Annotated in this window: 23 protein-coding genes; 11 read left to right on the top strand and 12 right to left on the bottom strand. The window is 72.2% G+C overall.

The genetic code is table 11. The annotated features are described in order from the left end of the window. Positions 1–36 precede the first annotated feature (36 nt). A complete protein-coding gene (pknB, locus tag IEZ07_RS10490; RefSeq protein ID WP_191894545.1) occupies positions 37–1,911 on the top strand; it encodes a Stk1 family PASTA domain-containing Ser/Thr kinase in 1,875 nt (624 codons plus the stop codon). 153 nt (positions 1,912–2,064) lie between these two features. Here pknB and IEZ07_RS10485 read toward each other — a convergent pair whose 3' ends face one another. After that, a complete protein-coding gene (locus IEZ07_RS10485) occupies positions 2,065–2,637 on the bottom strand; it encodes an anthranilate synthase component II (protein WP_068900147.1) in 573 nt (190 codons plus the stop codon). Between the two features lie 227 nt (positions 2,638–2,864). Here IEZ07_RS10485 and IEZ07_RS10480 point away from each other — a divergent pair, with 227 nt between their 5' ends. After that, positions 2,865–3,110, top strand: coding sequence for a cell division protein CrgA (locus tag IEZ07_RS10480; protein ID WP_191894544.1), 246 nt, complete (start codon positions 2,865–2,867; stop codon positions 3,108–3,110). Positions 3,111–3,160: 50 nt separating this feature from the next. Here IEZ07_RS10480 and IEZ07_RS10475 read toward each other — a convergent pair whose 3' ends face one another. Both IEZ07_RS10475 and IEZ07_RS10470 read right to left on the bottom strand, forming a co-directional pair. Then, entirely contained in the window at positions 3,161–4,075 is a 915-nt protein-coding gene (locus tag IEZ07_RS10475; RefSeq protein WP_191894543.1) for a rhomboid family intramembrane serine protease, read from the bottom strand. A 246-nt stretch (positions 4,076–4,321) separates the two neighbouring features. Further along, positions 4,322–4,858, bottom strand: coding sequence for a peptidylprolyl isomerase (locus tag IEZ07_RS10470; protein WP_068900153.1), 537 nt, complete (start codon positions 4,856–4,858; stop codon positions 4,322–4,324). A gap of 179 nt (positions 4,859–5,037) precedes the next feature. Between IEZ07_RS10470 and IEZ07_RS10465 the strand changes: the two genes are divergently transcribed. Continuing rightward, the gene (locus IEZ07_RS10465; protein ID WP_191894542.1) at positions 5,038–5,661 is read left to right on the top strand and encodes a hypothetical protein; all 624 of its coding nucleotides are present in this window, start codon (positions 5,038–5,040) and stop codon (positions 5,659–5,661) included. A 211-nt stretch (positions 5,662–5,872) separates the two neighbouring features. On the opposite strand, the gene IEZ07_RS10460 is transcribed toward IEZ07_RS10465, so the two are convergent. Next, on the bottom strand, positions 5,873–6,499 hold the full coding sequence (locus IEZ07_RS10460; RefSeq protein WP_191894541.1) for a hypothetical protein: 627 nt from the start codon (positions 6,497–6,499) through the stop codon (positions 5,873–5,875). A gap of 262 nt (positions 6,500–6,761) precedes the next feature. Between IEZ07_RS10460 and IEZ07_RS10455 the strand changes: the two genes are divergently transcribed. Next, positions 6,762–7,430, top strand: a complete 669-nt coding sequence (locus tag IEZ07_RS10455) for a response regulator transcription factor (protein ID WP_068900160.1) — start codon at positions 6,762–6,764, stop codon at positions 7,428–7,430. 1 nt (position 7,431) lies between these two features. Beyond that, positions 7,432–8,754 (top strand): sensor histidine kinase, encoded by a 1,323-nt coding sequence (locus IEZ07_RS10450; protein WP_191894540.1) that lies wholly within the window; start codon positions 7,432–7,434, stop codon positions 8,752–8,754. A 140-nt stretch (positions 8,755–8,894) separates the two neighbouring features. On the opposite strand, the gene IEZ07_RS10445 is transcribed toward IEZ07_RS10450, so the two are convergent. The 3 genes from IEZ07_RS10445 to IEZ07_RS10435 all read right to left on the bottom strand — a co-directional run bounded on the left by IEZ07_RS10445 (position 8,895) and on the right by IEZ07_RS10435 (position 12,032). Beyond that, on the bottom strand, positions 8,895–9,857 hold the full coding sequence (locus tag IEZ07_RS10445; protein ID WP_191894539.1) for a GNAT family N-acetyltransferase: 963 nt from the start codon (positions 9,855–9,857) through the stop codon (positions 8,895–8,897). Between the two features lie 93 nt (positions 9,858–9,950). Next, a complete protein-coding gene (locus tag IEZ07_RS10440; protein ID WP_191894538.1) occupies positions 9,951–10,706 on the bottom strand; it encodes an MBL fold metallo-hydrolase in 756 nt (251 codons plus the stop codon). Positions 10,707–10,859: 153 nt separating this feature from the next. After that, entirely contained in the window at positions 10,860–12,032 is a 1,173-nt protein-coding gene (locus IEZ07_RS10435) for a GH25 family lysozyme (protein ID WP_191894537.1), read from the bottom strand. Positions 12,033–12,362: 330 nt separating this feature from the next. Here IEZ07_RS10435 and IEZ07_RS10430 point away from each other — a divergent pair, with 330 nt between their 5' ends. From IEZ07_RS10430 to IEZ07_RS10415, 4 genes are all read left to right on the top strand, one after another. Next, complete coding sequence (locus IEZ07_RS10430; protein ID WP_191894536.1) at positions 12,363–13,232, top strand: GNAT family N-acetyltransferase; 870 nt, start codon at positions 12,363–12,365, stop codon at positions 13,230–13,232. Between the two features lie 241 nt (positions 13,233–13,473). Beyond that, positions 13,474–13,986 carry a SigE family RNA polymerase sigma factor gene (locus IEZ07_RS10425; RefSeq protein WP_191894535.1) on the top strand — a complete coding sequence of 171 codons (513 nt, stop codon included), beginning with the start codon at positions 13,474–13,476 and terminating at the stop codon, positions 13,984–13,986. Then, on the top strand, positions 13,983–14,933 hold the full coding sequence (locus IEZ07_RS10420) for an endolytic transglycosylase MltG (protein ID WP_191894534.1): 951 nt from the start codon (positions 13,983–13,985) through the stop codon (positions 14,931–14,933). The genes IEZ07_RS10425 and IEZ07_RS10420 overlap by 4 nt, the downstream gene beginning before the upstream one ends. A 74-nt stretch (positions 14,934–15,007) precedes the next feature. Continuing rightward, complete coding sequence (locus tag IEZ07_RS10415; protein ID WP_191894533.1) at positions 15,008–15,643, top strand: LysE family translocator; 636 nt, start codon at positions 15,008–15,010, stop codon at positions 15,641–15,643. Positions 15,644–15,768: 125 nt separating this feature from the next. On the opposite strand, the gene IEZ07_RS10410 is transcribed toward IEZ07_RS10415, so the two are convergent. From IEZ07_RS10410 to IEZ07_RS10390, 5 genes are all read right to left on the bottom strand, one after another. Continuing rightward, entirely contained in the window at positions 15,769–16,335 is a 567-nt protein-coding gene (locus IEZ07_RS10410; RefSeq protein ID WP_068900175.1) for a DUF4291 domain-containing protein, read from the bottom strand. Between the two features lie 65 nt (positions 16,336–16,400). Continuing rightward, positions 16,401–17,252, bottom strand: a complete 852-nt coding sequence (locus IEZ07_RS10405; RefSeq protein ID WP_068900178.1) for a DUF72 domain-containing protein — start codon at positions 17,250–17,252, stop codon at positions 16,401–16,403. Positions 17,253–17,406: 154 nt separating this feature from the next. Beyond that, entirely contained in the window at positions 17,407–18,267 is an 861-nt protein-coding gene (locus tag IEZ07_RS10400) for a 3-methyladenine DNA glycosylase (RefSeq protein WP_239319909.1), read from the bottom strand. Positions 18,268–18,385: 118 nt separating this feature from the next. Then, a complete protein-coding gene (locus tag IEZ07_RS10395; protein WP_191894531.1) occupies positions 18,386–19,102 on the bottom strand; it encodes a response regulator in 717 nt (238 codons plus the stop codon). Continuing rightward, the gene (locus IEZ07_RS10390) at positions 19,099–20,259 is read right to left on the bottom strand and encodes a sensor histidine kinase (protein WP_191894530.1); all 1,161 of its coding nucleotides are present in this window, start codon (positions 20,257–20,259) and stop codon (positions 19,099–19,101) included. The genes IEZ07_RS10395 and IEZ07_RS10390 overlap by 4 nt, the downstream gene beginning before the upstream one ends. Positions 20,260–20,402: 143 nt before the next feature. On the opposite strand from IEZ07_RS10390, the gene IEZ07_RS10385 reads away from it, so the two are divergent. After that, positions 20,403–21,626 carry a serine hydrolase domain-containing protein gene (locus IEZ07_RS10385; RefSeq protein ID WP_204054360.1) on the top strand — a complete coding sequence of 408 codons (1,224 nt, stop codon included), beginning with the start codon at positions 20,403–20,405 and terminating at the stop codon, positions 21,624–21,626. 388 nt (positions 21,627–22,014) lie between these two features. Next, a complete protein-coding gene (locus IEZ07_RS10380) occupies positions 22,015–22,653 on the top strand; it encodes a hypothetical protein (protein WP_191894529.1) in 639 nt (212 codons plus the stop codon). Positions 22,654–22,782 lie beyond the last annotated feature (129 nt).

The raw sequence follows: 22,782 nt of genomic DNA, 5'->3' as shown, positions 1-22,782 counted from the left end.
GGCACCCAAGATGAACGGTAAGGGACAGTGCAGGAAATGACTCAGCCTCGACGCCTAGGCGACCGCTACGAGCTTGACGGCGTCGTCGGGCGTGGCGGCATGGCCGAGGTCTATCGCGCCCGAGACATCCGGCTGGACCGGATCGTCGCGATCAAGACCCTCCGTGCGGACCTGGCCAGGGACCACACGTTCCAGGCGCGTTTCCGCCGCGAGGCGCAGTCCGCCGCGTCGCTGAACCACCCGTCCATCGTGGCGGTCTACGACACCGGTGAGGACACCTCCGAGGGCGCGCCCGTGCCGTACATCGTGATGGAGTACGTCGACGGCAGCACGCTGCGCGACATCCTGCGGGCCGACCGGCGGCTGCTGCCCGAGCGGGCGGCCGAGTTGGTCGACGGGATCCTGCGGGCGCTGGACTACAGCCACCGCGGCGGCATCGTGCACCGGGACATCAAGCCGGCGAACATCATGATCACCCGGAACGGCGACGTCAAGGTCATGGACTTCGGCATCGCCCGCGCGATGGCCGACTCGGCCGCGACGATGACGCAGACCGCCCAGGTGATCGGCACCGCCCAGTACCTCTCGCCGGAGCAGGCCAGGGGCGAGCGGGTCGACGCCCGCAGTGACATCTACTCCACCGGCTGCGTGCTGTACGAGCTGCTGACCGGGCAGCCGCCGTTCACCGGCGACTCGCCGGTGGCGATCGCCTACCAGCACGTCCGCGAGGACCCGATCCCGCCGTCGCAGATCGACCCGGAGATCCCCGCGTGGGCCGACGCCATCGTGCTCAAGGCGATGGCGAAGGACCCGGCGCACCGCTACCAGAGCGCCGGTGAGATGCGCGCCGACATCCAGCGGGCCCTGCAGGGCATGCCGATGGACGCCCAGACGATGGCGCTGGCCAACAACTACGGCGCGGCCACCCGGACCATGCAGCAGCAGCCCGGTCCGGGCGGGCCGGTCACCCAGCGCACCACCGCCGTCCCGGCGTACGAGTACGGCACCGAGGACGGCGCCGGCCGGGGCGAGCGCGGACGCCGGCGCGCCCAGGGAGGCGGCAACACCGCGCTCAAGACCGCCGCGTGGATCCTGATCCCGCTCCTGATCATCGGTGCCTTCATCGGCGTGGGCTACACCTTCCTCAGTGCTCCGGGCACGCCCACGGGTGACGGCAAGGTCGAGATCCCGGCGCTGGCCTCCCAGACGGTCGAGGCCGCGACCAAGCAGCTCGGCGCTCTCGGGCTGAAGGTCAAGACGACCGAGGAGTTCAGCGAGGAGCAGCCGAAGGGCGCGGTCATCGAGACCGACCCGGCGGCCGGCGCCAAGGTGGACAAGAACACCGAGGTGAAGGTCGTCGTCTCCAAGGGCGTGGAGCGGGTCACGGTGCCCGACGTGGTCGGCAAGACCGTCGAGGAGGCCACCGCCGAGCTCGAGGGCAAGGGCTTCGAGGTGACCGTGGTGACCAAGGCGTCCTCCCGCCCGCAGGGCGTCGTCCTGGAGAGCGACCCGGAGGCCGGGAAGAAGGCGGCCAAGGGCGGGACCGTCCGCATCTACATCCCCAAGGAGGCCGTCGAGGTCCCGGACGTCACCGGTTACACGGTGGGTGACGCGACCAAGGCGCTCAAGGACGCGGGCTTCAAGGTCAAGACCGTCGAGCAGCCGAGCGACCAGGCGGAGGGCACCGTCCTCAGCCAGAGTCCCGGGAGCGGTGCGAAGATCCAGCCGGGCACCACGATCACGCTCACCGTCTCCAGCGGCCAGCCTCCGATGCCGACGGCGGAACCGACCCAGCCGACCGACGATCCCAGTCTCCCGAGCGACGAGCCGACCGACGACCAGCCGGACGTCCCGAGCGACGAGCCGACCGACGACCCGTTCTTCGACAGTCCCGATGGGGAGCACGGCTGACCGGCCGCCCGGCCTGAGAGGGCCCCCGTCCGTGGCGGGGGCCCTCTCGCGTATGCCGGACATGGCTCCTTCCGGGCACGCGAAGAGCCCCTCCGCCACTCGGGGGCAATGGCGGAAGGGCTCACTGGTTAGTCGTACGGTACGCGGGCGGCGTTACACGATCCGTGCGAGCCAGTTCCCGAGCAGCCGGTGCCCGTACTCGGAGATCACCGACTCGGGGTGGAACTGCACGCCCTCGACCGGCGCCGTACGGTGGCGGAGCCCCATGATCACGCCGTCGTCCGCGGTCGCGCTGACCTCCAGGACCTCCGGCACCGTGCCGGGCAGCACGGCCAGCGAGTGGTAACGCGTCATGGTGACCGGGGAGGGCAGCCCGGCGAAGACCCCGCGCCCGTCGTGGGAGATCGCGCTCGTACGGCCGTGCATCAGCTCCGGGGCCCGCGTCACGACGGCGCCGTGGGCGACCGCGATGGCCTGGTGGCCCAGGCAGACGCCGAGCAGCGGCAGGTCGCGGGCCTCGCAGTGGCGGACCAGCGGGAGGCTCACCCCGGCGTCCTCGGGAGCGCCGGGACCGGGGCTGATCAGGACCCCGTCGAAGCCCGCCGTGTCCTCGACCGTCACATGGTCGCGGGGGCGCACGTCGCAGACGGCGCCGAGCTCGCGGAGGTACTGGACGATGGTGTGCACGAAGCTGTCGTGGTTGTCCACGACGAGGACGCGGGTCACCGTGCCACGACCGGGCAGCCGGGGAGGATCTGCGATTCACAGCGGGAGAACACGACACATCAGACTATGTCCACCCGCCGACCGGCCCGTCCCGGGTGGAGAAAGCCCGCGCCCACGGGATCGCCATGTCCCATCTGCGCCGACTATCCTTGCTCACCAGCGACTACGCTAGCCGACAGAGCCTGCGCACGATCCGGATCGCGCAGGATTGACGCAGGAGAACCCCAGTGCCCAAGCCCAAGACTCGCAAGAAGGCGGTCTACACCCCGCCGAAGACGACCCAGCAGGTCAAGATGAGCCCGCGCTGGCTGGCGCCGGTCATGGTGGCCTCCTGGATCATCGGCATCCTGTGGATCGCCATCTACTACGTGGCGCCGGACGCGCCGCTGCTCGGGACGCTCGCGAACTGGAACCTGCTCATCGGGTTCGGTTTCATCATCTTCGGTGTGATCCTCTCCACCCGCTGGCGTTAGAACTTTCCACAGGGCTGTCCACACCCTGGGGACGCGCGTCAGGGTGTGGATCAGCCGGGGATGTTCCGCACGAACTCGTCGTAGGCGTACGGCGGCAGCAGCACGACCGTGGCGGTCAAGAGCAGCAGGACGGCGGCGCAGCCGGCGAGCTGGACCGTGGTGCGGTTCCTGGCCGGGGCGTAGGCCATGATCACGGAGACCACGACACCGGTGACCAGACCGCCGAGGTGACCCTGCCAGCTGACACCGGGAAGTCCCCCCAGAGCAGGAATCATCTGGAGGAGGGGGAACAGTAGCGTGATCGCCACGTTGATACCGATCAGCCAGAGCAGACCGCGAACGTCGCGGCCGAGTTTCTTGGCGATCACGAAGAGCGCGCCGAACATGCCGTAGATCGCACCCGACGCGCCCACCGTCAGGAACTCGGAGAGCAGGTAGATCGCGACGGATCCGCCGAGCGCGGAGAGCAGGTACAGCGCCAGGAAGCGAGCCGCGCCGAGCCACCGCTCCAGCTCCGGGCCGATGATGTAGAGCGCCAACATGTTGAACAGGATGTGGGTGAGCGAGAAGCCCCCGCCGCCGAGCGGCGAATGCAGGAAGGAACCGGTCAGCAGGCGCCACCACTCACCGTGGGCGACGGCACCGGCGGCCATGCCGTAGTAGCTCACCACCTGCGGGAAGACGCTCTGCACGATGTAGGCCAGCACGTTGAGGATCAGCAGGCCCCAGGTGACGTAGGGCGTGGTGACCGCCCCTCCGCCGAACACCGCCTGCGCCTGCCGTACGCCCTTGTTGCCCTCGGCCACGCACTCGGGGCACTGGAAGCCGACCGCCGCGTCGCGCATGCAGTCGGGGCAGATGGGCCGCTCGCAGCGCTGGCAGCGCACATAGGTCTCGCGGTCCGGATGGCGGTAGCAGGTGGGAACGGCCTGGGTCCCGGACTCGCCGGGGGGCTGGGTGGTCATGACGCGTCGGCGACCCTTTCGACCGTGCTCGGATCCTCACCCAACCCTATGCAGATTTCCGGGTACCGTGCGCCCGGCCCCTGTGCGCACGGACCCTGTGCGCCAAGGCTCCGTGCGCCGGGGCAGCGCGTGCCCGTCACCGCGGCCTACGTGATCCGGGCGTCCGTGCGCGGCGGCCGCCGCAGGGCCTGTGCGCCCCCGGCGTCCGTGCGCGGCGGCCGTCACCGCGGCCGCCGCACGGGAGGTTCAGCCCTGGACGCGGTCGATCGTGACGCTCTCCAGCACGACCGGGTCGACGGGGCGGTCGCCGGGGCCCGTCGGGGTCTTGGCGATGGCGTCGACGACTTCCTGGCCCTCGACGACCTCACCGAAGATGGTGTGCCGGCCGTTCAGGTGCGGCGTGGGCACCACGGTGATGAAGAACTGCGAGCCGTTGGTGCCGCGGCCCATCTGGATGCCGGCGTTGGCCATGGCGAGCAGGTAGGGGCGGTTGAAGTAGAGGTCGGGGTGGATCTCGTCGTCGAACTTGTAGCCGGGGCCGCCGATGCCCTGGCCCAGGGGGTCGCCGCCCTGGATCATGAAGCCGTCGATGACCCGGTGGAAGACGGTGCCGTCGTAGAGCCTGTCGGTGGTCTTCTGGCCGGTCTCGGGGTGCGTCCACTCCCGGGCGCCCTCGGCCAGCTCCACGAAGTTGCGCACGGTCTTGGGCGCGTGGTCCGGGAAGAGCTGCACCTTCACGGTGCCGCGGTTCGTGTTCAGGGTAGCGATCAACTTCTCAGCCACGGTCGGGCTGCCCCCTTCAGGTAATCACGCAAAGCCTGCCTCAGGCGCTGCATTTGTGCTGTTGTGTCAACTATGGCCGTCACCGGCCCGTCAACATCCTCCCACGACTGGTCATGATTGAGCCGCTTTCGAGCGGGAAGGGGTCGCTGCGGGGCCCCAACGACAGGGGAGGAGTTGCCGTGCCTCTTGCAACACTGTTTGGAAAGCGCAACACCAGCATGGTTCCGGAGACCCGGATGCGACTGGCCAAGCACCAGGCCATGGTGGCCAGGGACCAGGCCATGCTGCAGATCGCCCGAGCCGCCGAACGGGTCGGCCCGATGGCCGCACAGGCCCGTGAGGCCGCCCTCAGCGCCGCGGACGAGAAGATCAGCGAAGCCCGCAGGTGGGCCGCGCCGCAGCTGGACGCCGCCGCGCACACCGTCGAGCAGCAGCTGGGACCCAAGCTGAGCTCGATGCTGTCCCAGGCGGCGACCAAGCTGGATCCCTCACCCCCGGCCAAGGTCAGATCCCGCAACTGGCCGATGCTCCTGCTGCTCACCGGCCTCGCGGCCGGAGCCGCGGGTTTCGCGATGTACCGCAAGAACTCCAGCCAGTGGACCGACACGATGAAGGGCAGCGCGAGTGACGCGTCCCACTGGATGAGCGACAAGGCGAAGACCGCGGCCGACAAGGTCTCCGGCGTGGCCGGAGGGATGAAGTCGAAGGCCGAGGAGTTCAGCCACAAGGCGGACCCCAAGGCCGGTGTGACCGGCCAGGGCACCGACGCCGACCGGAGCGAGGTCACCAGGAACATGACCTGATCTGACCTGATCCGTGACCGCCGTGTACGGCCCGCGCCCCCTCGGGTGCGGGCCGTACACGCGTGCGAGGAGCCGCCGGCGGTCTGCGGGCTGCGGGTTCGCCCCGAGTCCGGGCGGCGGGACCTCCTCGGAGCCGCTCCGTCCTACCGAGCGGCTCCCGGTGTGCGTGCCGTACCGGTCCCCGCCCGGTACGGCACGGCGCCCGGGGTCGTTATCGCCGCTTGGAGACGCAGACCACGGCCGGCTTGCCGGGCAGCTTGCGCACGCGGACGGCCTCCTCCGGACCGGAGGAGTGGAAGGAGCCGGAGGAGCCGTGGCGCGGGACGGGAACCGGTCGCCCCTTGACGACCTCGCAGGACCCCTTGCCGGGGAACGCCTTCACGCAGTGCGGCTTCCCGTGGGGCTTCTTACCGCGGACCGCCTCACCGGGCACCCGGACCTCGTCCCACCCTTCCGGGTGGACGGTCTCGCCCCGCTCCGCCACCCGGACCTCGGACAGGTCGTCGGCGGGGAGGGCGGGCACCGCGGGCGCCGCCTCCACACCCCCCGCCCGCCTGCGCCCCTCGGTACGGATCCTCTCCCGCTCCACCTCGGTGAGCGCGCGGGCGACGAACCCCTTCCCGCCCCTGCAGGCGATGGTGACGGCACCCTCCGCCGGGGTCGCCGGGACCGCCGAGACCGCGAGCCCGGAGGTCCCGGAGGACGCGAGTTCGGAGGCTCCGGAGGATTCGAAGGATTCGGCGGGGGAGGGCGTTCCGGAGGCGCTGGCCGCGCCGGTCAGGACGGTCATCAGGGCTCCGGTGGTCACCGCGGCGGCGGCGAGGAAGCGGATGCGCATGGTCGGTTCTCCTCGTTGGGTCGAAGTCCGGCCGGCGTCCGGCCGGCGCCCTTCGGATCGAAGTCCTGTCGGCGCCGGGCGGACGTCCGGCCGGCGGCCGGTGCCCGCTGGGGCATCGGCCGCGTCCGGTGGAAGGTGCGCCCACACCGTCCCTCCCGGAACCTGAAGCCGTCCTGAACGCCACCGAAGCCGGCTTCGGGTTCCTCCTCGCCGTCCCGCCTTCTTCAGGGTGGCTTTAGGTCGCGTCAGGCACGCTGGCGTCATGCGCGTGCTGCTGGTGGAGGACGAGAAGCGCCTGGCCGACCTGCTGAAGGGCGGGCTGGCCGGCGAGGGGTTCGCGGTGGACGTCGCCCACGACGGCCGGGAAGGGCTCTGGATGGCCGGGGAGAATCCCTACGACGTGATCGTGCTCGACGTCATGCTGCCCCGGATGAACGGCTACACCGTCTGCTCGCGGCTCCGCGACGCGGAGAACTGGACGCCGATCCTGATGCTCACCGCCAAGGACGGGGAGCACGACGAGGCCGAGGCGCTGGACACCGGCGCCGACGACTTCCTGTCCAAGCCGTTCTCCTACGTCGTCCTGTCGGCCCGGCTGCGCGCCCTCGTCCGCCGGGGCGGCCGGGCCCGGCCGGCCTCGATCAGGGTCGGCGACCTGGTCGTCGACCCGGCGGGGCTGCGCTGCCACCGGGGCGGGGTGGAGGTCTCCCTCACCCCGAAGGAGTTCGCGGTCCTGCACGGCCTGGCCCGCAGGCAGGGCGAGGTGGTCTCCAAGGGCGAGCTGCTCGCCCAGGCGTGGGACTTCGCCTACGACGGGGACCCGAACATCGTCGAGGTCTACGTCAGCGCGCTCCGCCGGAAGATCGACGCCCCGTTCGGCCGGTCGTCCCTGGTGACCGTGCGAGGCGCCGGGTACCGGCTGGAGGCCTGAGATGTCGCGCCTGTCGGTCCGGGTCCGGGCGACCCTCGCGGCCACCGCGATCGTGGCGGTCGCGCTGGCCGCCGCTTCCGCCCTGCTGGTCGGCGTGCTCAGCGAGCGCCTGATGGCGAGCGCCTCCGACGAGGCCTTCCGGCGCGCCGGGGTCGTCGCCGAACGGATCTCCGGCGAGGCGCTTCCCGTACCGGACCGCTCGGCCGGGCGTGCCCCCGGGGCCGCCGACCCGGACGTCCAGATCCTCACCGAGGCGGCGCACCCCCTCGCCGGGGCGGAGTTCTCCGTGCACGCCGCTCCCGCCCTGCCCGCCGAGCGGTGGGCACCGGAGGACGCCTTCGTCACGGCCACGGCGCCGGTCGGCACCGCCGGGGGGACGGTGGTCGTGCGGGCCCGCGCCTCCCTGGAGCCCGCCCAGGCCGCACTGCAGACTCTGAGGACCGTCCTGCTGCCCGGCATCCCCGCGCTGCTCCTGCTGGTCGCGGCCCTCACCTGGCTGGCGGTCGGCCGGGCGCTCGCGCCGGTCTCCGCGATCCGGGCGGAGCTGGCCGACATCACCGCCAGCGACCTGCACCGGCGGGTCCCCGTACCGAGATCCCGCGACGAGATCGCCCGGCTGGCCGAGACCACGAACCGCACGCTCGACCGCCTGGAGCTGGCCGTCGGCCGCCACCGGCGCTTCGTCGCCGACGCCGCCCACGAGCTGCGCAGCCCGCTGGCCGTCCTGCGGGCCCGCCTGGAGCTCGCGCCTCCCCAGTCGCTGACCGCCGAGGCGCTGGCGGACGTGGCGCGGATCCAGGCGCTCACCTCCGACCTGCTGCTGCTGGCCCGGCTGGACGCCGACGAGCCGGTCCGTCATGACGAGGTGGACCTGGGCCAGGTCGCCGCCGAGGAGGGCACCCGGGTCCGGCCGCGGCCGGAGGTGCGGGTCGCCCTGGAGATCGCCGCCGACGTGCTGGTCCGCGGCTCGGCCGAGCAGCTGCGCCGCCTGGTGGCCAACCTCGTGGACAACGCCGTACGGCATGCGGAGTCGGCGGTCACCGTCCGGCTGGCGGCGGAGGGGGACGAGGCCGTGCTGGAGGTGCGCGACGACGGACCGGGCATCCCCGCCGAGCACCACGAGGCCGTCTTCGACCGCTTCACCCGGCTGGACGAGGCCAGGGACCGGGACGCGGGCGGCGCCGGGCTCGGGCTGGCGATCGCCCGGGACGTCGCGGTACGGCACGGCGGCGGCCTGGCCGTCGCGTCCGGCCCGCCGGGAGCCTGCCTGCGCGCCCGCCTCCCCCTCGCGCCTCCGGCCGGGGCCGCGTCGCCACCCGCCTGAGCGGTACTCACCCGGCAGGCGGCCACCGGATGAGCAGGTCGGGCGGCCACCGGGCGAACAGGTCGAGTGGCCTGCGGTCTGGCGATGTTCCCCGCTCCGGCCCCGGCCGAAGCGGGGCCGGAGCGGGCGGGCGGGCAGGATCAGGCCAGCCAGATCGCGTGCGTGATCGTGCGGTCTTCGACGGTGAACCCGGCGCGGGTGTAGACGCCGAGGGCGCCGGTCGGGCTGTCCGCGTCGACCGACAGCCCCGCACGCTGGTAGCCCTGCGCGCGGAACTCGGTCAGGGCGTGCGCGAGCATCGCGCTCGCCACCCCTCTTCCCCGCCACTCGCGCAGTGTGCCGATGATCTGGATCCACGCCTCACGGATCCCGGTGGCCGCGGTGTCGGCCTCGTAGTGGCTGGTGAGCAGGACGGCCACGCTCGTCCCTGAGGCGTCCACGGCGACGAACGACGCCTCGGGCCGGAACGCCTTCGTCCCGATGAGGGCGTTCCGCCAGGACTCCGCCGTGTGGCGGGTGCTGCCCCAGTGGTCGGAGAAGGAGGCGTTGCGTACCTTCCGGACCGCGTCCTCCAGGTCGTCGTGGTAGGCGACGATCCTCAGCCCTTCCGGGAGCGGAGCCCGCGGCGGCTCGGCGGTCAGGTCGCGTCCCATACCGCAGAACCAGCGGACGGGCGTCAGGCCCGCGGAGGCGACCAGGGCCTTCCCACCCTCGTTGCGGTCATCGACGTAGGCCAGGAGCTCGAGGGGCCGGCCGGGGAAGCGCTTCTCGTGGAGCGCCGGCGCGCTCCGGACCGCCCAGTCGACCAACCGCCTGCCCAGGCCCCGGCGGCGGTGGCCGGGGTGGACCCCGCCCCCCAGGATCATCCGGTGGAGCGGCTCGGCGGCGGGCCTGGCCATGAGCACCCCGAAGGCGACCAGCCTGCCGTCCTCCCACACGCCCAGGGTGCCCTCGTCCGTGTCGACCAGCGGATCGGCCAGGAGCTCGGTGACGTCGTCGACGCCGTAGTTCTCTCCGGTCTTGTCCTCGGCCTCGATCGCGGCGCGCAACCCCACCAGGGCGTGCACGTCGTCCAGGGACAGGGGGACCCACTCAGACGTCATGCTCCCGGAGCATAGGCAGCGCCCTCCGCCGGCTGCGACCCGTTTTCCGGCCGCTCCTCCCACGCGGCGGTCCGTTCCCCCGCCGGGTCCGCCCTACCGGCCGCGGAGCCGCGCGGCGATCTCCGCCATGGTGTCCCCGGGGAACGGGGCCCGGGCGGGGTCACCGCCGGTCGTCAGGATCTCGACGGCGGTGACGAGGTCCGCGTGCTGGCGCCGTACGAAGTCGCGGTCGACGACGGCGCCGTGGCCCGGGACGACCGCCTCACCCGGCAGGTCCAGCAGGCGGGCGAGCGTGTCCGGCCAGTCCAGCGGGAACGCGTCCCCGAACTGCGGCGGCGCGCCCTCCTCCACCAGGTCCCCGGCGAAGACCACCCCGGCGTCGGGGACCTCGGCCACGACGTCGTTGTCGGTATGGCCCCGGCCCAGGTGCCGCAGGTGGACCGGGCGGCCGCCGAGGTCGAGGGTGACGGAATCGGTGAACGTACGGCCCGGCGGGACGATCTCCACCTCGGCCAGTTCCTCCGGACCCTCGTGGAGCCAGTTCCGCCGCTGCGCCTCGCCGGTGGCCTCGGCCGCCTCCGCGCAGCGGACGTGGCCCCAGATGTCGGCGGGCAGGAAGACCGCGTTGCCGAAGAAGTGGTCGAAGTGCGCGTGGGTGTTGAGCACCGTCCACGGCAGCGCGGTGATCTCCCGGACGGCGTCGGCCAGCTCCCGGCCCTGGCGGTGGGACATGCGCGTGTCGACGACCAGGCAGCCCTCACCGCCGACGACGAGGCCGGCGTTCAGGTCGAACGACTCGTGCCGCCTGACGTAGACGCGGTCACCGACTTCCCGCCACTGCTCGATCATCCTCCGAGGATGTCAGAACCGGGAACGACCGCGGACCTCGCACCGCGGATCCGGAGCCGGGGGCGGGACCGTGAACAGCGGCCGGGACGGACCCGGGTCACCCGGCCCGCCGGGACGGACCCGGATCGCCGGACCCACCGGGACGGACCCGGGTCACCGGGCGGCGGGCAGGGTCAAGGTCACCGGGCCGGCCGCGATCCTCAGCCCCCGCTTCGGGCCGCCGGGCCCGGCGGGCGCGACCGTGAAGGTCAGCCGGGCCGTCGTCTTCGGGCCCAGCCTGGTGATCGTGCAGCGCACCGCCGTACCGCTGAACCGGCAGCCCCTGCCGGCCTTGGTGAACTTCTGGCCGCCGAACGTGCGGCCGGCGAGCTTGAGCGCCGTGACCGGTTCGGTGCCGGTGTTGGCGACCGTCACCGTGTAGGTGTTCCCGCGCGCCGCGCCCTTCAGCCGGATCTTCGACGGCGCCCGGGTGAGCGTCTTGAGCTGGGACGGCGTGCCGTTGAAGGAGTTCTGGCCGCCGGGCAGGGAACCGCTCCTGTCCGCCGACTGCCAGAAGGTGTGACGCTTCCAGCCCGCCGGGAGCTCCCCCGGCTCCGTGCCCCACCGGGCCAGCCAGAGCGGGTTGCGGCCGAAGGCGCGCGAGTCGCCGGTGCAGGTCCGCCACCAGCTCGTGGTGGTGTAGATGATCGCGTCCTTGCCGGTCCGCTGCCGGTAGCGCCGGGTGAAGTCGCCCACCCAGGCGACCGCCTGCTCCGGGGTGAGCCCGTAGCAGTTGTCGAGGCGGTTCTTCTTGCCGTACGGATTGTCCTCCAGGTCCAGGACGCCCGGCAGCGTCCGGCCGTCGGAGGTCCAGCGGCCGCCGTTCCGCACGAAGAAGTCGGCCTGCTCCGCACCGCCGGACTCGTGCGGCTGGGCGAAGTGGTAGGCCCCGCGCAGCAGGCCCGCCTCGGCGGCGCCGCCGTACTGCGCGGCGAACCGGGGGCTGACGTAGTCCACGCCCTCGGAGGCGTGCACGAACGCGAACGCCGCACCGGCGCCGGCGGCGGCCTCCCAGTCGATGTCCCCCGTCCAGTTGCTGACGTCGGTCCCGACCACTCCCGGCGCCCGGCGCGATCCGAGGCCGGAGAAGCCCGCGGGGGCGGGGGCGGAGGCGTCCGAAAGGACGGACCCGCCGGCGAGGACGGGGGTGCTCGCGGAGAAGGGGACGCTCGCGAGGGAGGACGGGTGCGTGAGGGCGGAACCGGAGGGCAGCGCGGACGCCTGCCCGGTCTCCAGGGCCAGCACCCCCGCCGCCATGACGGTGATCACTGCGGTCCGATGTTTCACGTGAATCATCCCTTCACCGGCGGAAGGGATGATCATGACGGGTTCCGTCCGCCGGCCGCAAGCGCCTCGGCGAGTCCGGGCCCGTCCGAAGGCGGCCCCTCCGGCGTCATCACCGCGTCCGGATCAGAGGCATGATGCTCGTATGGAACGCGATCTCGTGGAGCCGCGCGTCCACGCCTGAGACCTGACCTGCTCCGGGGCCCGCCCCTGAGCACCGAAGACCGGCCAGGACCGGGACCGGCCCTCGTCCCCGCCCGACGAAGAGTCCGAAGAAGATCCGATGAAGGGTCCGAGGAAGGCCCGGCAGCGACCCGAGGAGGAGCCGAGCAGGTGTCCGACATCACCATGCGGCCGTACGAAGGCGCCGAGGACCTGCGCAGGATGCAGGAGCTCGCCCAGGCGGTCTGGGGGCGGGGCGGCCGGTGCCATGTGGGGGAGCTCGCCTGGGATCGCTTCCAGCACGGGGGCCGGGAGTCGGAGTGGCCGACGATGCTGTGGGAGCGCGAGGGCCGCACGATCGCGTGGGCCTGGGTGCGCCTCCCCGGCGGCCTGCAGTTCGTCGCGCCCGACGACCTCGCCGACGAGGTGCTCGACTGGTTCCACGAGGTCACCGCGGGCGACCGGCTGGCCACCACGATCCTGGACACCGAGACGGGCCTGGCGGGGGTCCTGACGCGCCGCGGCTACCGGCGGGCGCAGGACGCGTCCTTCCTGCTGCGCATGTCGCGCGGCTTGGAAGGGCTCCCCGAGGTGGAGACGCCGCCCGGGTTCACCGTGCGCTCCCTACGCGGGGACGAGGACGTCCCCGGCCGGGTGGCCGCGCACCGGTCGGCCTTCCACCCGTCCAGGGTCACCGAGGAGAGCTACCGCCGGGTGATGCGGGCGTGGCCGTACCGGCGCGAGCTGGACTGCGTGGTGGAGGCGCCGGACGGGCGGCTGGTCTCCTACTGCCTGGCCTGGCTGGACCCGGACAACCGCGTCGGGCAGTTCGAGCCGGTCGGCACCTCCCGGGAGTTCCAGCGGCTCGGCCTGGCGCGGGCCGCGTGCCTGTACGCGATGCACCGCCTGCGGGCCGAGGGGGCGGAGGAGGCGATGGTCTACGCCCGGGGGGACGATGCCCATCCCGTCCCGGCGAAGCTGTACGGCTCGCTGGGATTCAGCGCCGGGGCCCGGACCGTGACGTACACGCGCTCCCGCTGAGTCACGTATCCCCGGACACCGGCGTCCTCCCGCCACACCGGCCTACCGCCTGCCCGGCCTCCCGCCGCACCGGCCTACCGCCTGCCCGGCCTCCCGCCGCACCGGCCTACCACCGCGCCATCCTCCCGCCCGGCTCTCCGCTCCCGCCCGGCTCTCTCCGCTCCCTTCCGGCTTTCCGCCGTACCGGCATAGATCGGCGCCCCGCCCGCGTCCTTGCTTGGTGACACCGCGAGGAGGACAGGTGGATCCAGGTTTCGAGGCGGGCTTCCGGGAGTTCGTCGTCGCCCGGTCGGGGGCGCTGTTCCGCACCGCGTACCTGCTGACCGGCGACCGGCACGCCGCCGAGGACCTGGTGCAGTCGGCACTGGCGAAGACGGCCGCCAGGTGGCGCGGCCTCCGCGACCCCGCGGCCGTCGAGGGCTACGTCCGCCGTGCCATGTACCACGAGCAGGTGAGCTGGTGGCGGCGCCGCTCCCGGATCACGGAGGTGTCCACGGAGCAGCCTCCCGACCGGGTCGGCGACGGGCACGCCGAGACCGCGGACCTCCGCCTGGTGATGCGTACGGCTCTCGCCCGCCTGACGCCCCGGCAGCGGACCGTGCTGGTGCTGCGTTACTTCGAGGACCTGTCCGAGACCGAGATCGCCCGGTTGCTCGGCATCGGGGTGGGATCGGTCCGCAGCCAGATCCACCGGTCGCTGGAACGGCTGCGGAAGGCCGCTCCCGAGTTGGACGGCGTGAGGGAGATGCGATGAACATCGAGGACCTGCTGCGGGAGACCCTTTCGGACATGGCCCATGAGGAGCAGCCACCTCCGCCCGGCCGGTTCCTCCGGTCCCGCCGGCCTTCCCGTCGCGGCCCTGCCCTGGCGGCGGCCGCCGTCGCCGTGCTGGCGGCCGGAGCGGCGCTCGTGGCCGGAGGGCTGCCCGCACCTGTGGCGGATCCGCCCGGCGTCACGGGCCGGGGCCCGGACGAGACGCGTGCGGAGACCCCGCGAAAGCCGATCGTCCTGACCGTGCGGGCGGGGATGCGGCTCTCCCAGGTCCTGCGGCTGCTGTCGGACGCCACCGGCAGGCCGGTGGCGGAGTTCGAGCGGGCCGCGGAGGACGGCGGGGCGCTCGGTCTCCCCGCCTACGCCAAGGGGGCGCTGGAGGGATTCGTCTTCCCCGCGGCCTACGAGTTCCCGGCCGGGTCGAGCCCCCGCGAGATCCTCGCCGCGACGGTGGCCCGGTTCGACCGCGCCGCCAGGGACGCCGGGCTGGTGGAGGGCGCCGGGCGGATCGGCCGTACGCCGCTGGAGGTCCTGACCGTCGCCAGCATCGTCCAGGCCGAGGCTGTTCGCGCTGAGGACATGCCGAAGATCGCGCGGGCCGTCTACAACCGGCTGGACCGCACGCCCCCGAGGAAACTGGAGCTGGACAGCACGGTGATGTACGGCTTGGGCAAGACCGGTTCCACCGCCTCGGTCGAGGATCTCAGGAGCCGGTCCCGCTACAACACCTATGCGCGCCCCGGCCTGCCGCCCGGCCCCATCGGCAACCCGGGCGCCGCCGCCATCGAAGCCGCGCTGCGTCCGGCCCCCGGTCCCTGGCTGTTCTTCGTGACGACGGATCCCGGCAGGCGCGTCATGAAGTTCGCCGACTCCGAGGCCGGGTTCATCAAGCTGGTGGAGGAGTCCCGCAGGAACCGGAGGACCGGGTGACGGAGCGGCGTACCGGGTGAGGCGTCCCGGGGCGGCCGTCGTGCCCGCACCGCTCTGGGCTACGGTGAGAGTCCATGGACGTCTACGGCTCGATCGCCTCGTTCGCCGTCGTCGTGGGATTCCTCACGCTCACGCCCGGCTTGGACACGGCGCTGATCCTGCGCACCTCGCTGCTGGCCGGCAGGAGACCCGCCTGGGCCGTGGTCCTCGGCATCCAGGCCGGAACGCTCGTGTGGGGCGTCGTCACCGCCGCCGGCCTGTCCGCCCTCCTCTCCACCTCCCGGCTCGCCTACGAGGTGCTGCGCTGGGCGGGTGTCGCCTACCTGGTGTGGATGGGCGGCCGGATGCTCTGGCACAGCCGCCGGAGCGGCGCGGGCGGGACGGCGGCGTCCGAGCCGTCCGGGAGGGACGGATCGTGGCCCGCGTTCCGCCGGGGACTGCTGACCAACCTGCTCAACCCGAAGATGGGCGTCTTCTACGTCGCGATGCTCCCCCAGTTCATCCCGGACGGCGCGCCGCACGTCGCGATGGGCGTCCTGCTGGCGGGCGTGCACGTCTGCGAAGGGCTGCTCTGGAGCGCCCTGCTCATCGGGTTCACCGGGCTGGTGCGCGGCTGGCTGGGCAGGCCGTCGGTCAAGCGCGGCCTGGACCGGCTGACCGGCCTCGTCGTGATCGGGTTCGGGCTGCGGCTGGCGACGCAGCCCTCCTGAACCTCCGGGCACGGTGGGCGCCCCAGACCCGGCGCGCCCGGCTCACGCGCGGGCGTCGCGAGCTTGCGCCTGCCCGCGCTCACGGTCATGCTCCTGCACGAACCTGCGCCTGCCCGCGTCCACGGTCACGAGCCGACGAGAAGCCGCCGGGCGATCTCCGGGGGCACCGGGTACTCACGCTCCGGGGGCAGCAGCCGCTGCGCCTTCGACGCCTGTCCGGTCTGCACCAGCCCGGCGATCCTTCTCACCGTGGGCGTGACGTCGGTGAGGCCGACGACCCACTCGTCCGCGAACCTGCGGATCAGGGTCCGGCCGATCCCGACCTGGATGCTGTAGTGGTTGAGCGCCGCCCCGCGCAACGAGCGCTCGGGGTCCCACTGGACGTGAACCGCCGCCCGGTCGACGGCCTCGGGTCCGGCCGTCGTCAGCACGGCCCGGGAGAGCGCCTCGTGCCATCCCTCCCGGGTGATCCGCACCGCCAGAACGCGCTCCTGCCCCGGCTTCCGCGCCCAGTTGCTGCGGTGCATGAGCCAGAGGAACGAAGGCTTGATCCACGTCATGCGGGTGAACGAGAAGGGCGGCACGAACCGCTCGGCGCTGAGGGCGGGGTCGGCCACGGCGGGCGGGTACGCCTGGTAGACCACGATCGTCTCAGCGTCGTAGTCCGCTCTCACCTGGTGCTGAACCGGCATGCAAGTACCCTGCCGCCCCGTCCCGCCCCGGCACAAAGCGTTTTCTCCCCCGTACGGCCTCGCTGTCAGAACAGGGTCAGCGGCTCGACCGGCGCGGGCTCGGGCAGCGGCTCGACCCCGGGCAGCACGGCTCGCACCTCGTCGTGGAAGCGGCGGGCGAGCACCGGCGCGTCGGCGTTGTCGGGGGTGTGCACGAACACGGTCGGCGACCGGCCCTCGCGCAGCCACCCGGCGACCGTGGCGACCCACTCCTGCCAGCCCTCGACCGTGCGGGCCGTGTCGTCCCGGCCGAGGTAGCGGACGATCGGACGGTCGGTGAGAGCGGGCGCCCGGCGCGGCACACGCGGTTTCTTCAGCCACGCGTCCCGTTCGGCGTCGCTGGTCGGCGGGCTCCGGAAGAAGGCCGTGGTGTCGAACGGGACCCACTCGGCCCCGGCTCCGGACAGGACCCCTTCGAGAAGCCGCGCGGACCGCTCGTCGTCGAAGAACGCGCGGTGACGGACCTCGACGGCGTACCGGTACGAGCGGGGGAGCCCGCGGAGGAAACCCGCCAGCACGTCGAGGTCGGCCGGTCCGAACGACGCCGGCAGCTGGACCCAGAGGGCGTGGGCCCGCGGCCCGAGCGGTTCGATCGCCTCCAGGAACGCCCGGAGCTCCTCGTCGGCGCCGGTGAGGCGGCGCTCGTGCGTGATCGGCTTGGGCAGCTTGACCACGAAGCGGAAACCGGGGCCGACCTGCCCCGCCCACGACTCCACCGTGCTCCTCGCCGGCGTCGCGTAGAACGTGGTGTTGCCCTCCACCGCGTTGCACCAGGTCGCATAGGCCCTCAGGCGCTCCTCCGGAGGGAGCGGGTGGGGCAGGAGACGCCCCTGCCACGCCTTGTGCGTCCACATCGCGCATCCCACATGAAGCCGCATGGCTCCGACGCTATCCGAGACCGGCGGCGTCCGGGCCTGCGGCATGGCCCTCCCGACGTGGCCGGCACCGTGCGGCTCGGCACCGTCACCGGCAGAGCCTCCGGCCGGTGACGGCTAAGCGGTTCTCACGGGCCGCACTTCGGACCGCGGGTTCTCAGGGGCGACGGGCGTCGGAGAGGAGCCGTTCGCAGGCGTCGAGCAGGAGCTGCCGGTACGGCCGCGCCCGCTCGGCGAAGCCCCGCTGCTCGGCGGCGTACTCGGCCCGCCCCTCGGGCGTCTCGATCCGGATCGGCCGGTGGCCGAGGGCGCTCAGGTCGTACGGGCTGGCCCGCATGTCCACCTCGCGGATGTCGCGGGCCAGCGCGAAGCAGTCGGCGACCAACTCGCTGCCCACCAGCGGCGACAGCTTGTACGCCCACTTGTACAGGTCCATGTTGGCGTGCAGGCAGCCCGGCTGCTCCAGCTCGCGCTGCCGCTCGCGCGTCGGCTGCAGCACGTTGAGCGGGCGCGCCTCAGGGGTGAAGAAGCGGAACGCATCGAAATGACCGCACCGCACGCCCCGCTGCTCCACGACCTCCGCGATCTCCTCGTCGCCGAGCCGGAGCGGCCAGGCGTCGTGCCGTACCTCCGCGGCCCGGTAGACCATCGCCCACTCGTGCAGGCCGAAGCAGCCGAGATAGGCCGGCCGCGACGCGGTGGCGGCCAGCAGCCGCGCGATCCACTCGACGGAGGATCCGCGCCTGTCCATCAGCGCCGCGGTGTCGAGCACGGCGCCCTCGGGGGTGTCGAGGTAGGAGCGGCCGAAACCGCTCGCCCCCTTCAGCACCACCCCGGCGCCCGGATGCCACCGCCGCAGCCAGGCGGGCCGGTGGTCGTAGTAGACGAACAGGAAGTCCTCGACGGGATGGCTCTCCCGCCGCGCCTTGCGCGCCAGGTAGGGCGCCGTCCACTCCTCGACCCGTCGCCGGTGCTCCTCCGCCCGGGCCCGCCACACCTCCGGCTCCAAAACCTCCACCGCCGAATGGTACGCGCGGACCGGCGGTGCACGCATGAGCCGATCTCAGGCCCGCCCCGGACCCAGGACGCTACGGACCCAGGACGCTACGGACCCAGGACGCTACGACTCCGGGACGCTACGACTCCGGCCGGGAACCGGCACGGGCGGTTCCGCCGGCAGGGCCGGTGTCCGCAGACGAGGGCACGACCAGGCCGGTCTCGTACGCCACCACCACGGCCTGGGCCCGGCTGCTGAGGCCGAGCTTGCTCATCGTCCGTTTGACGTGGGTCTTGATCGTCGCCTCGCTGAGCACCAGGCGCTCGGCGATCTCGGCGTTGCTCAGACCGGTGCCGACCAGGCGCAGCACCTCCGTCTCGCGCGGGGTCAGCTCGCCCAGCCTTCCGCGGGCGCCCGTCGCCCGGTGCAGTCTGGCGTACGCCTCGATGAGCCGGTGCGTGATCCGCGGCGCGATGAGGATGTCACCGGCCGCGACGGTGTTCACGGCCGCGATGATCCGCTGCGGCGGCGTGTCCTTGAGCAGGAAGCCGGAGGCTCCGGCGCCCAGCGCGGTGTACACGTACTCGTCGAGGTCGAAGGTGGTGAGAACGACGACGCGGGGGTGGTGTCCGCCGTCGTCGGCGAGGATGCGGCGGGTGGCCGCGATGCCGTCCATCACGGGCATCCGGATGTCCATCAGCACGACGTCCGGCCTGGTCTCCGCGGCGAGGGCCACGGCCTCCGCGCCGTCAGCGGCCTCCCCGGCGACCTCGATCCCGGGTGCGGCCCGCAGCAGGGCGACGAGGCCGGCCCGGATCAGTGCCTGGTCGTCGGCGACGAGAACGCGGACGGTCATCGTGCCTCGCCCAGCGGCAGTTGCAGGGTCACGGTGAAACCGCCCTCCTTCGCGGGTCCGGCGCTGAACACGCCGCCGTAGAGTTCGGCGCGCTCACGCATGCCCCGGATGCCGTGCGACGTCGGCGACGCGTGGACGCGGTCGCCTCCGTTGCCGTCGTCGCTGATCCGGACAGTGAGGGTGTGCGGGCCGTAGTCGACCCCGACCCGCGCCGAGGCCGGGCCGGCGTGTTTGAGGACGTTGGTCAGCGACTCCTGCACGATCCGGTAGGCGCACAGGTCCACTCCCGGTGGAAGCGGGAACGGGCGGCCGGTCACCGACAGCTCGACCTCGACGCCGGCGTTGCGCGTACGGTTCACCAGTTCCTCCAGTTGGGCGAGTCCCGGCTGCGGACGGTATCCGGAACCCGCGACGGGCTCGGCGCCGGCCGCGACGTCCGGCTCGTCGCCGGATTCGTCGCCGGGCTCGATCCGCAGCACGTCGAGCAGGCGGCGCATGTCCAGCAGCGCCTCCCGGCTGGCCTCTCCGGCGGTGGCGATCGCCGTCCGCGCCGTGTCCGGGTCGCTGTCCAGCACGTACTCCGCCAGTCCCGACTGCAGTGAGACGACCGACATGTGGTGCGAGACGATGTCGTGCAGTTCCCGGGCGATGCTCACGCGTTCGTCGGCGGCCGCGCGCGCAGCCTGCGCCGCCAGCCGCTCGGCCCGCAGCGCCCAGTTCTTCGTGCTGTAGCCCAGCGCCCAGACGCCCGCCATGATGAGGCCCGTCTGGGCGATCTCCGACCAGGCGGCGGCGCCGGTCGGCGCGCCGCCGGTGAAGTAGGCGACCACCGTCATGGCGATCGTCGCCAGGAACATGACGGCCGCGACGCCGGGCCCGCGCAGCATGGCGACGGTGAACATGCCGACCAGGATGCCGACACCGCCGTTGGGGAAGTCGCCGTAGCCGAGCAGCGCGTACGCGGTGAGCGCGCCGACGATCACCGCCGTGGTGAGCACGGGTGCCCGCTGCCGCACCGCGATCGGCATGACGGTGAGTACGGCGACGGCGCCCTGGGCCCACGGAATCCGGCCGCCGTGCTGTTCGCTGAGGGTCACCATGGTCAATCCGGTGAACACGACGGCCAGCAGCACGTCCACCAGAACGGATCGCAGCATTGTCCGCACCGGCCCCACGGTATCCACTGATCGCCGGCACGTAACCGGCCGATCGGGGTAGTCGCGGTTACCCCCGGAGGGGTAGCCGAAGTTGCCGTCGTCGGGTGACGACCCGCGCCGATGCGATCCGTAGGTTCGACGGCGTGACGAAACGACGAATCAGAGCAACCGCGTGCACCGCCGTCGTCCTGGCGGGCGGGATGGCACTCGGGATCGCCGCCGCCGGCGCCGCCGGCGCCGACGCGAGCCCCCGCCGCGACCTCCGGTCCACCCTGCAGCACGACGCCGACGAACTGCTGAAGTACGGCACGCCGGGCGTGCTGGTCGGCCTCGACCGGGCCCGCGGCGACATCACGGTGCGCAGCGGGTTCGGCGACCTGGCCGGGCGGACGCCGGTGCCGTGGGACGCGAAGTTCCGCATCGGCAGCTTCACGAAGACGTACGTCGCGGCGACCGTGCTGCAGCTGGCCGGCGAACGCCGGCTGTCGCTGGACGACACCGTGCACCGGTGGCTTCCCGGACTGCTGACCGGCAAGGGCATCGACGCCCGGACCATCACCGTGCGGCAGCTGCTGCAGCACACCACCCCGCTGCCCGACTACACGCGCAAGCTGACGATGATCATGAGCGAGAAGGAGTTCCAGAAGGACCGGTACAAGACGCTGACGGACGAGCAACTCGTCCGGATGGCGATGAGCCTCCCCGCGCGGGACCTGTCCAAGGGGCGCTGGGAATACTCGAACACCAACTACACCCTGCTCGGGATGATCATCAAGCGGGCCACCGGCAACCCCTGGCAGGAAGAGGTGCGCGACCGCATCCTCCGGCCGCTGGGCCTGCGCAACACCTTCATCCCGAAGACGGATCCGGCCGTCCCCCGGCCGCACGCCATCGGATACGAGCGCTTCCCGGGAGAAGGCGCCTCGCAGGAAGACCCCAAGTACGGCGAGTTCATCGACGCGACCAGGATCAACCCGTCCCTCGCCGGCGCGGCCGGCGCCATGATCAGCACCACGGACGACTCGAACCGGTTCCTGCGGGCGCTGCTGGGCGGCCGGGTGCTGAAGCCGGCCCAGCTGGCCGAGATGAAGAAGACCGTGCCCACCAGCGCGGCCTTCCAGGGCTTCCTCCCGGGCGCCCGCTACGGGCTGGGCATCATGTACATCTCGAACTCCTGCGGCGGCCACTGGTCCCACGGCGGCGACATCTTCGGCTACATGACCCGCAACGGCGTCACTCCGGACGGTTCCCGCAGCGTGGTGGTGTCGCTCAACACCGACTCGCTGAAGCCCGAGCCGGGCGTCCCGAACCCCACGAAGGACGTCACCGTGAAGCTGATCGACCACGCCCTGTGCGGCGGCCGGTAACCCGACCACCGACTGGTGCGAGCCGTTCCCCCGCCGAGCCGTTCCCCTGCCGCGGCGGCTGGCTCACCGGTTCCCGGCGGGGCCGTACGGCCCCGCGGAACCCTCCGGCGGGGCAGACGGGGTCCCCCGCACGGGTCCGGGGCCGTAGGAGGTCGCGCTGCCCGTCTTCCCAGGGCAGCGCGGCCGTCACCGGTCGGCGCGCCGCTCGTTTTCGGAACAAGCCGCGATATCGACCTCGTACGCCGCGGTCTCCCGTTACGGCCAGTCCGAAAACGACATGCCGAATCCACCGGACACGTGCGCCGACCCTATTTCCCCATGGGCACGCGAAGACGACCCGGAATTCCACCCGTTGACCCGTCGAAGCGCATCGCCATACCATCCGACGATGGAGATCAAATACGTCACCGACGAGCTGTGGGCCGCCTCCGGGAAAGTCTGGCGGGACGACTCCACCATTCTCCTTCTCGGCATGGGCAAGATCGGCATCTCCGGAGCGGGGCGTACGGACATCTACAGCGGATCCTTCGCGGGCTGCATGGGCATGATCGTCAGCCCGGTGGACGGGGACGGCGGTCTCGTCTCCCATGTCCACGAATCCGGGCAGGCACCCGGGCGCCGGAAGGAGTTCCTCTTCGAGGCCGCCTCCGGAGCCCTGGGGCTGGCGAGGAGGCATTTCATTCTCAGGGGGAGCGAAAAGCTTTCCCTTGTCCTTTTCTGCGGACACCAGCGGGATTTCCAGGGAAACCTGGAGAACCCGGAGCTGGCCGCAGATCTGGAGGCGGCGGACAAGAACCTGGAGGTCCATGACATCCGATCCGAGCGGGACCGGGCGGACGCCCTCTTCCTCGATACGAGAGAGAAGGTCCTGTACCTCTGGAAAAGGATACTGGAGACGGCAGCAAACGATCTCTACAGGAAGGCCGAGGCGTTCGAAGAGCGTGAGCAGGAGCTCTTGAAGGCCGAGGGCGTGCTCGCGCTCAATTGTGCGAAGGACGGCGGGATGCCGTGGCGGCTCTACGACTGACCGGTCGTTCCGAACGAGGTACGGCGGCGGCACCGGCGGCCGATGCCGCATGCCGGCCGACGACACATGCCCCTGGAGCACGGAGAGCAAGGTCATGAAGGGCCGTGCTCGGCTCCCTCACTGCGCCGG

It is taken from the genome of Planomonospora parontospora, from assembly GCA_014647935.1.
GTDB lineage: Bacteria > Actinomycetota > Actinomycetes > Streptosporangiales > Streptosporangiaceae > Planomonospora > Planomonospora parontospora.
This window is presented reverse-complemented; position numbering and strand designations above follow the sequence as displayed.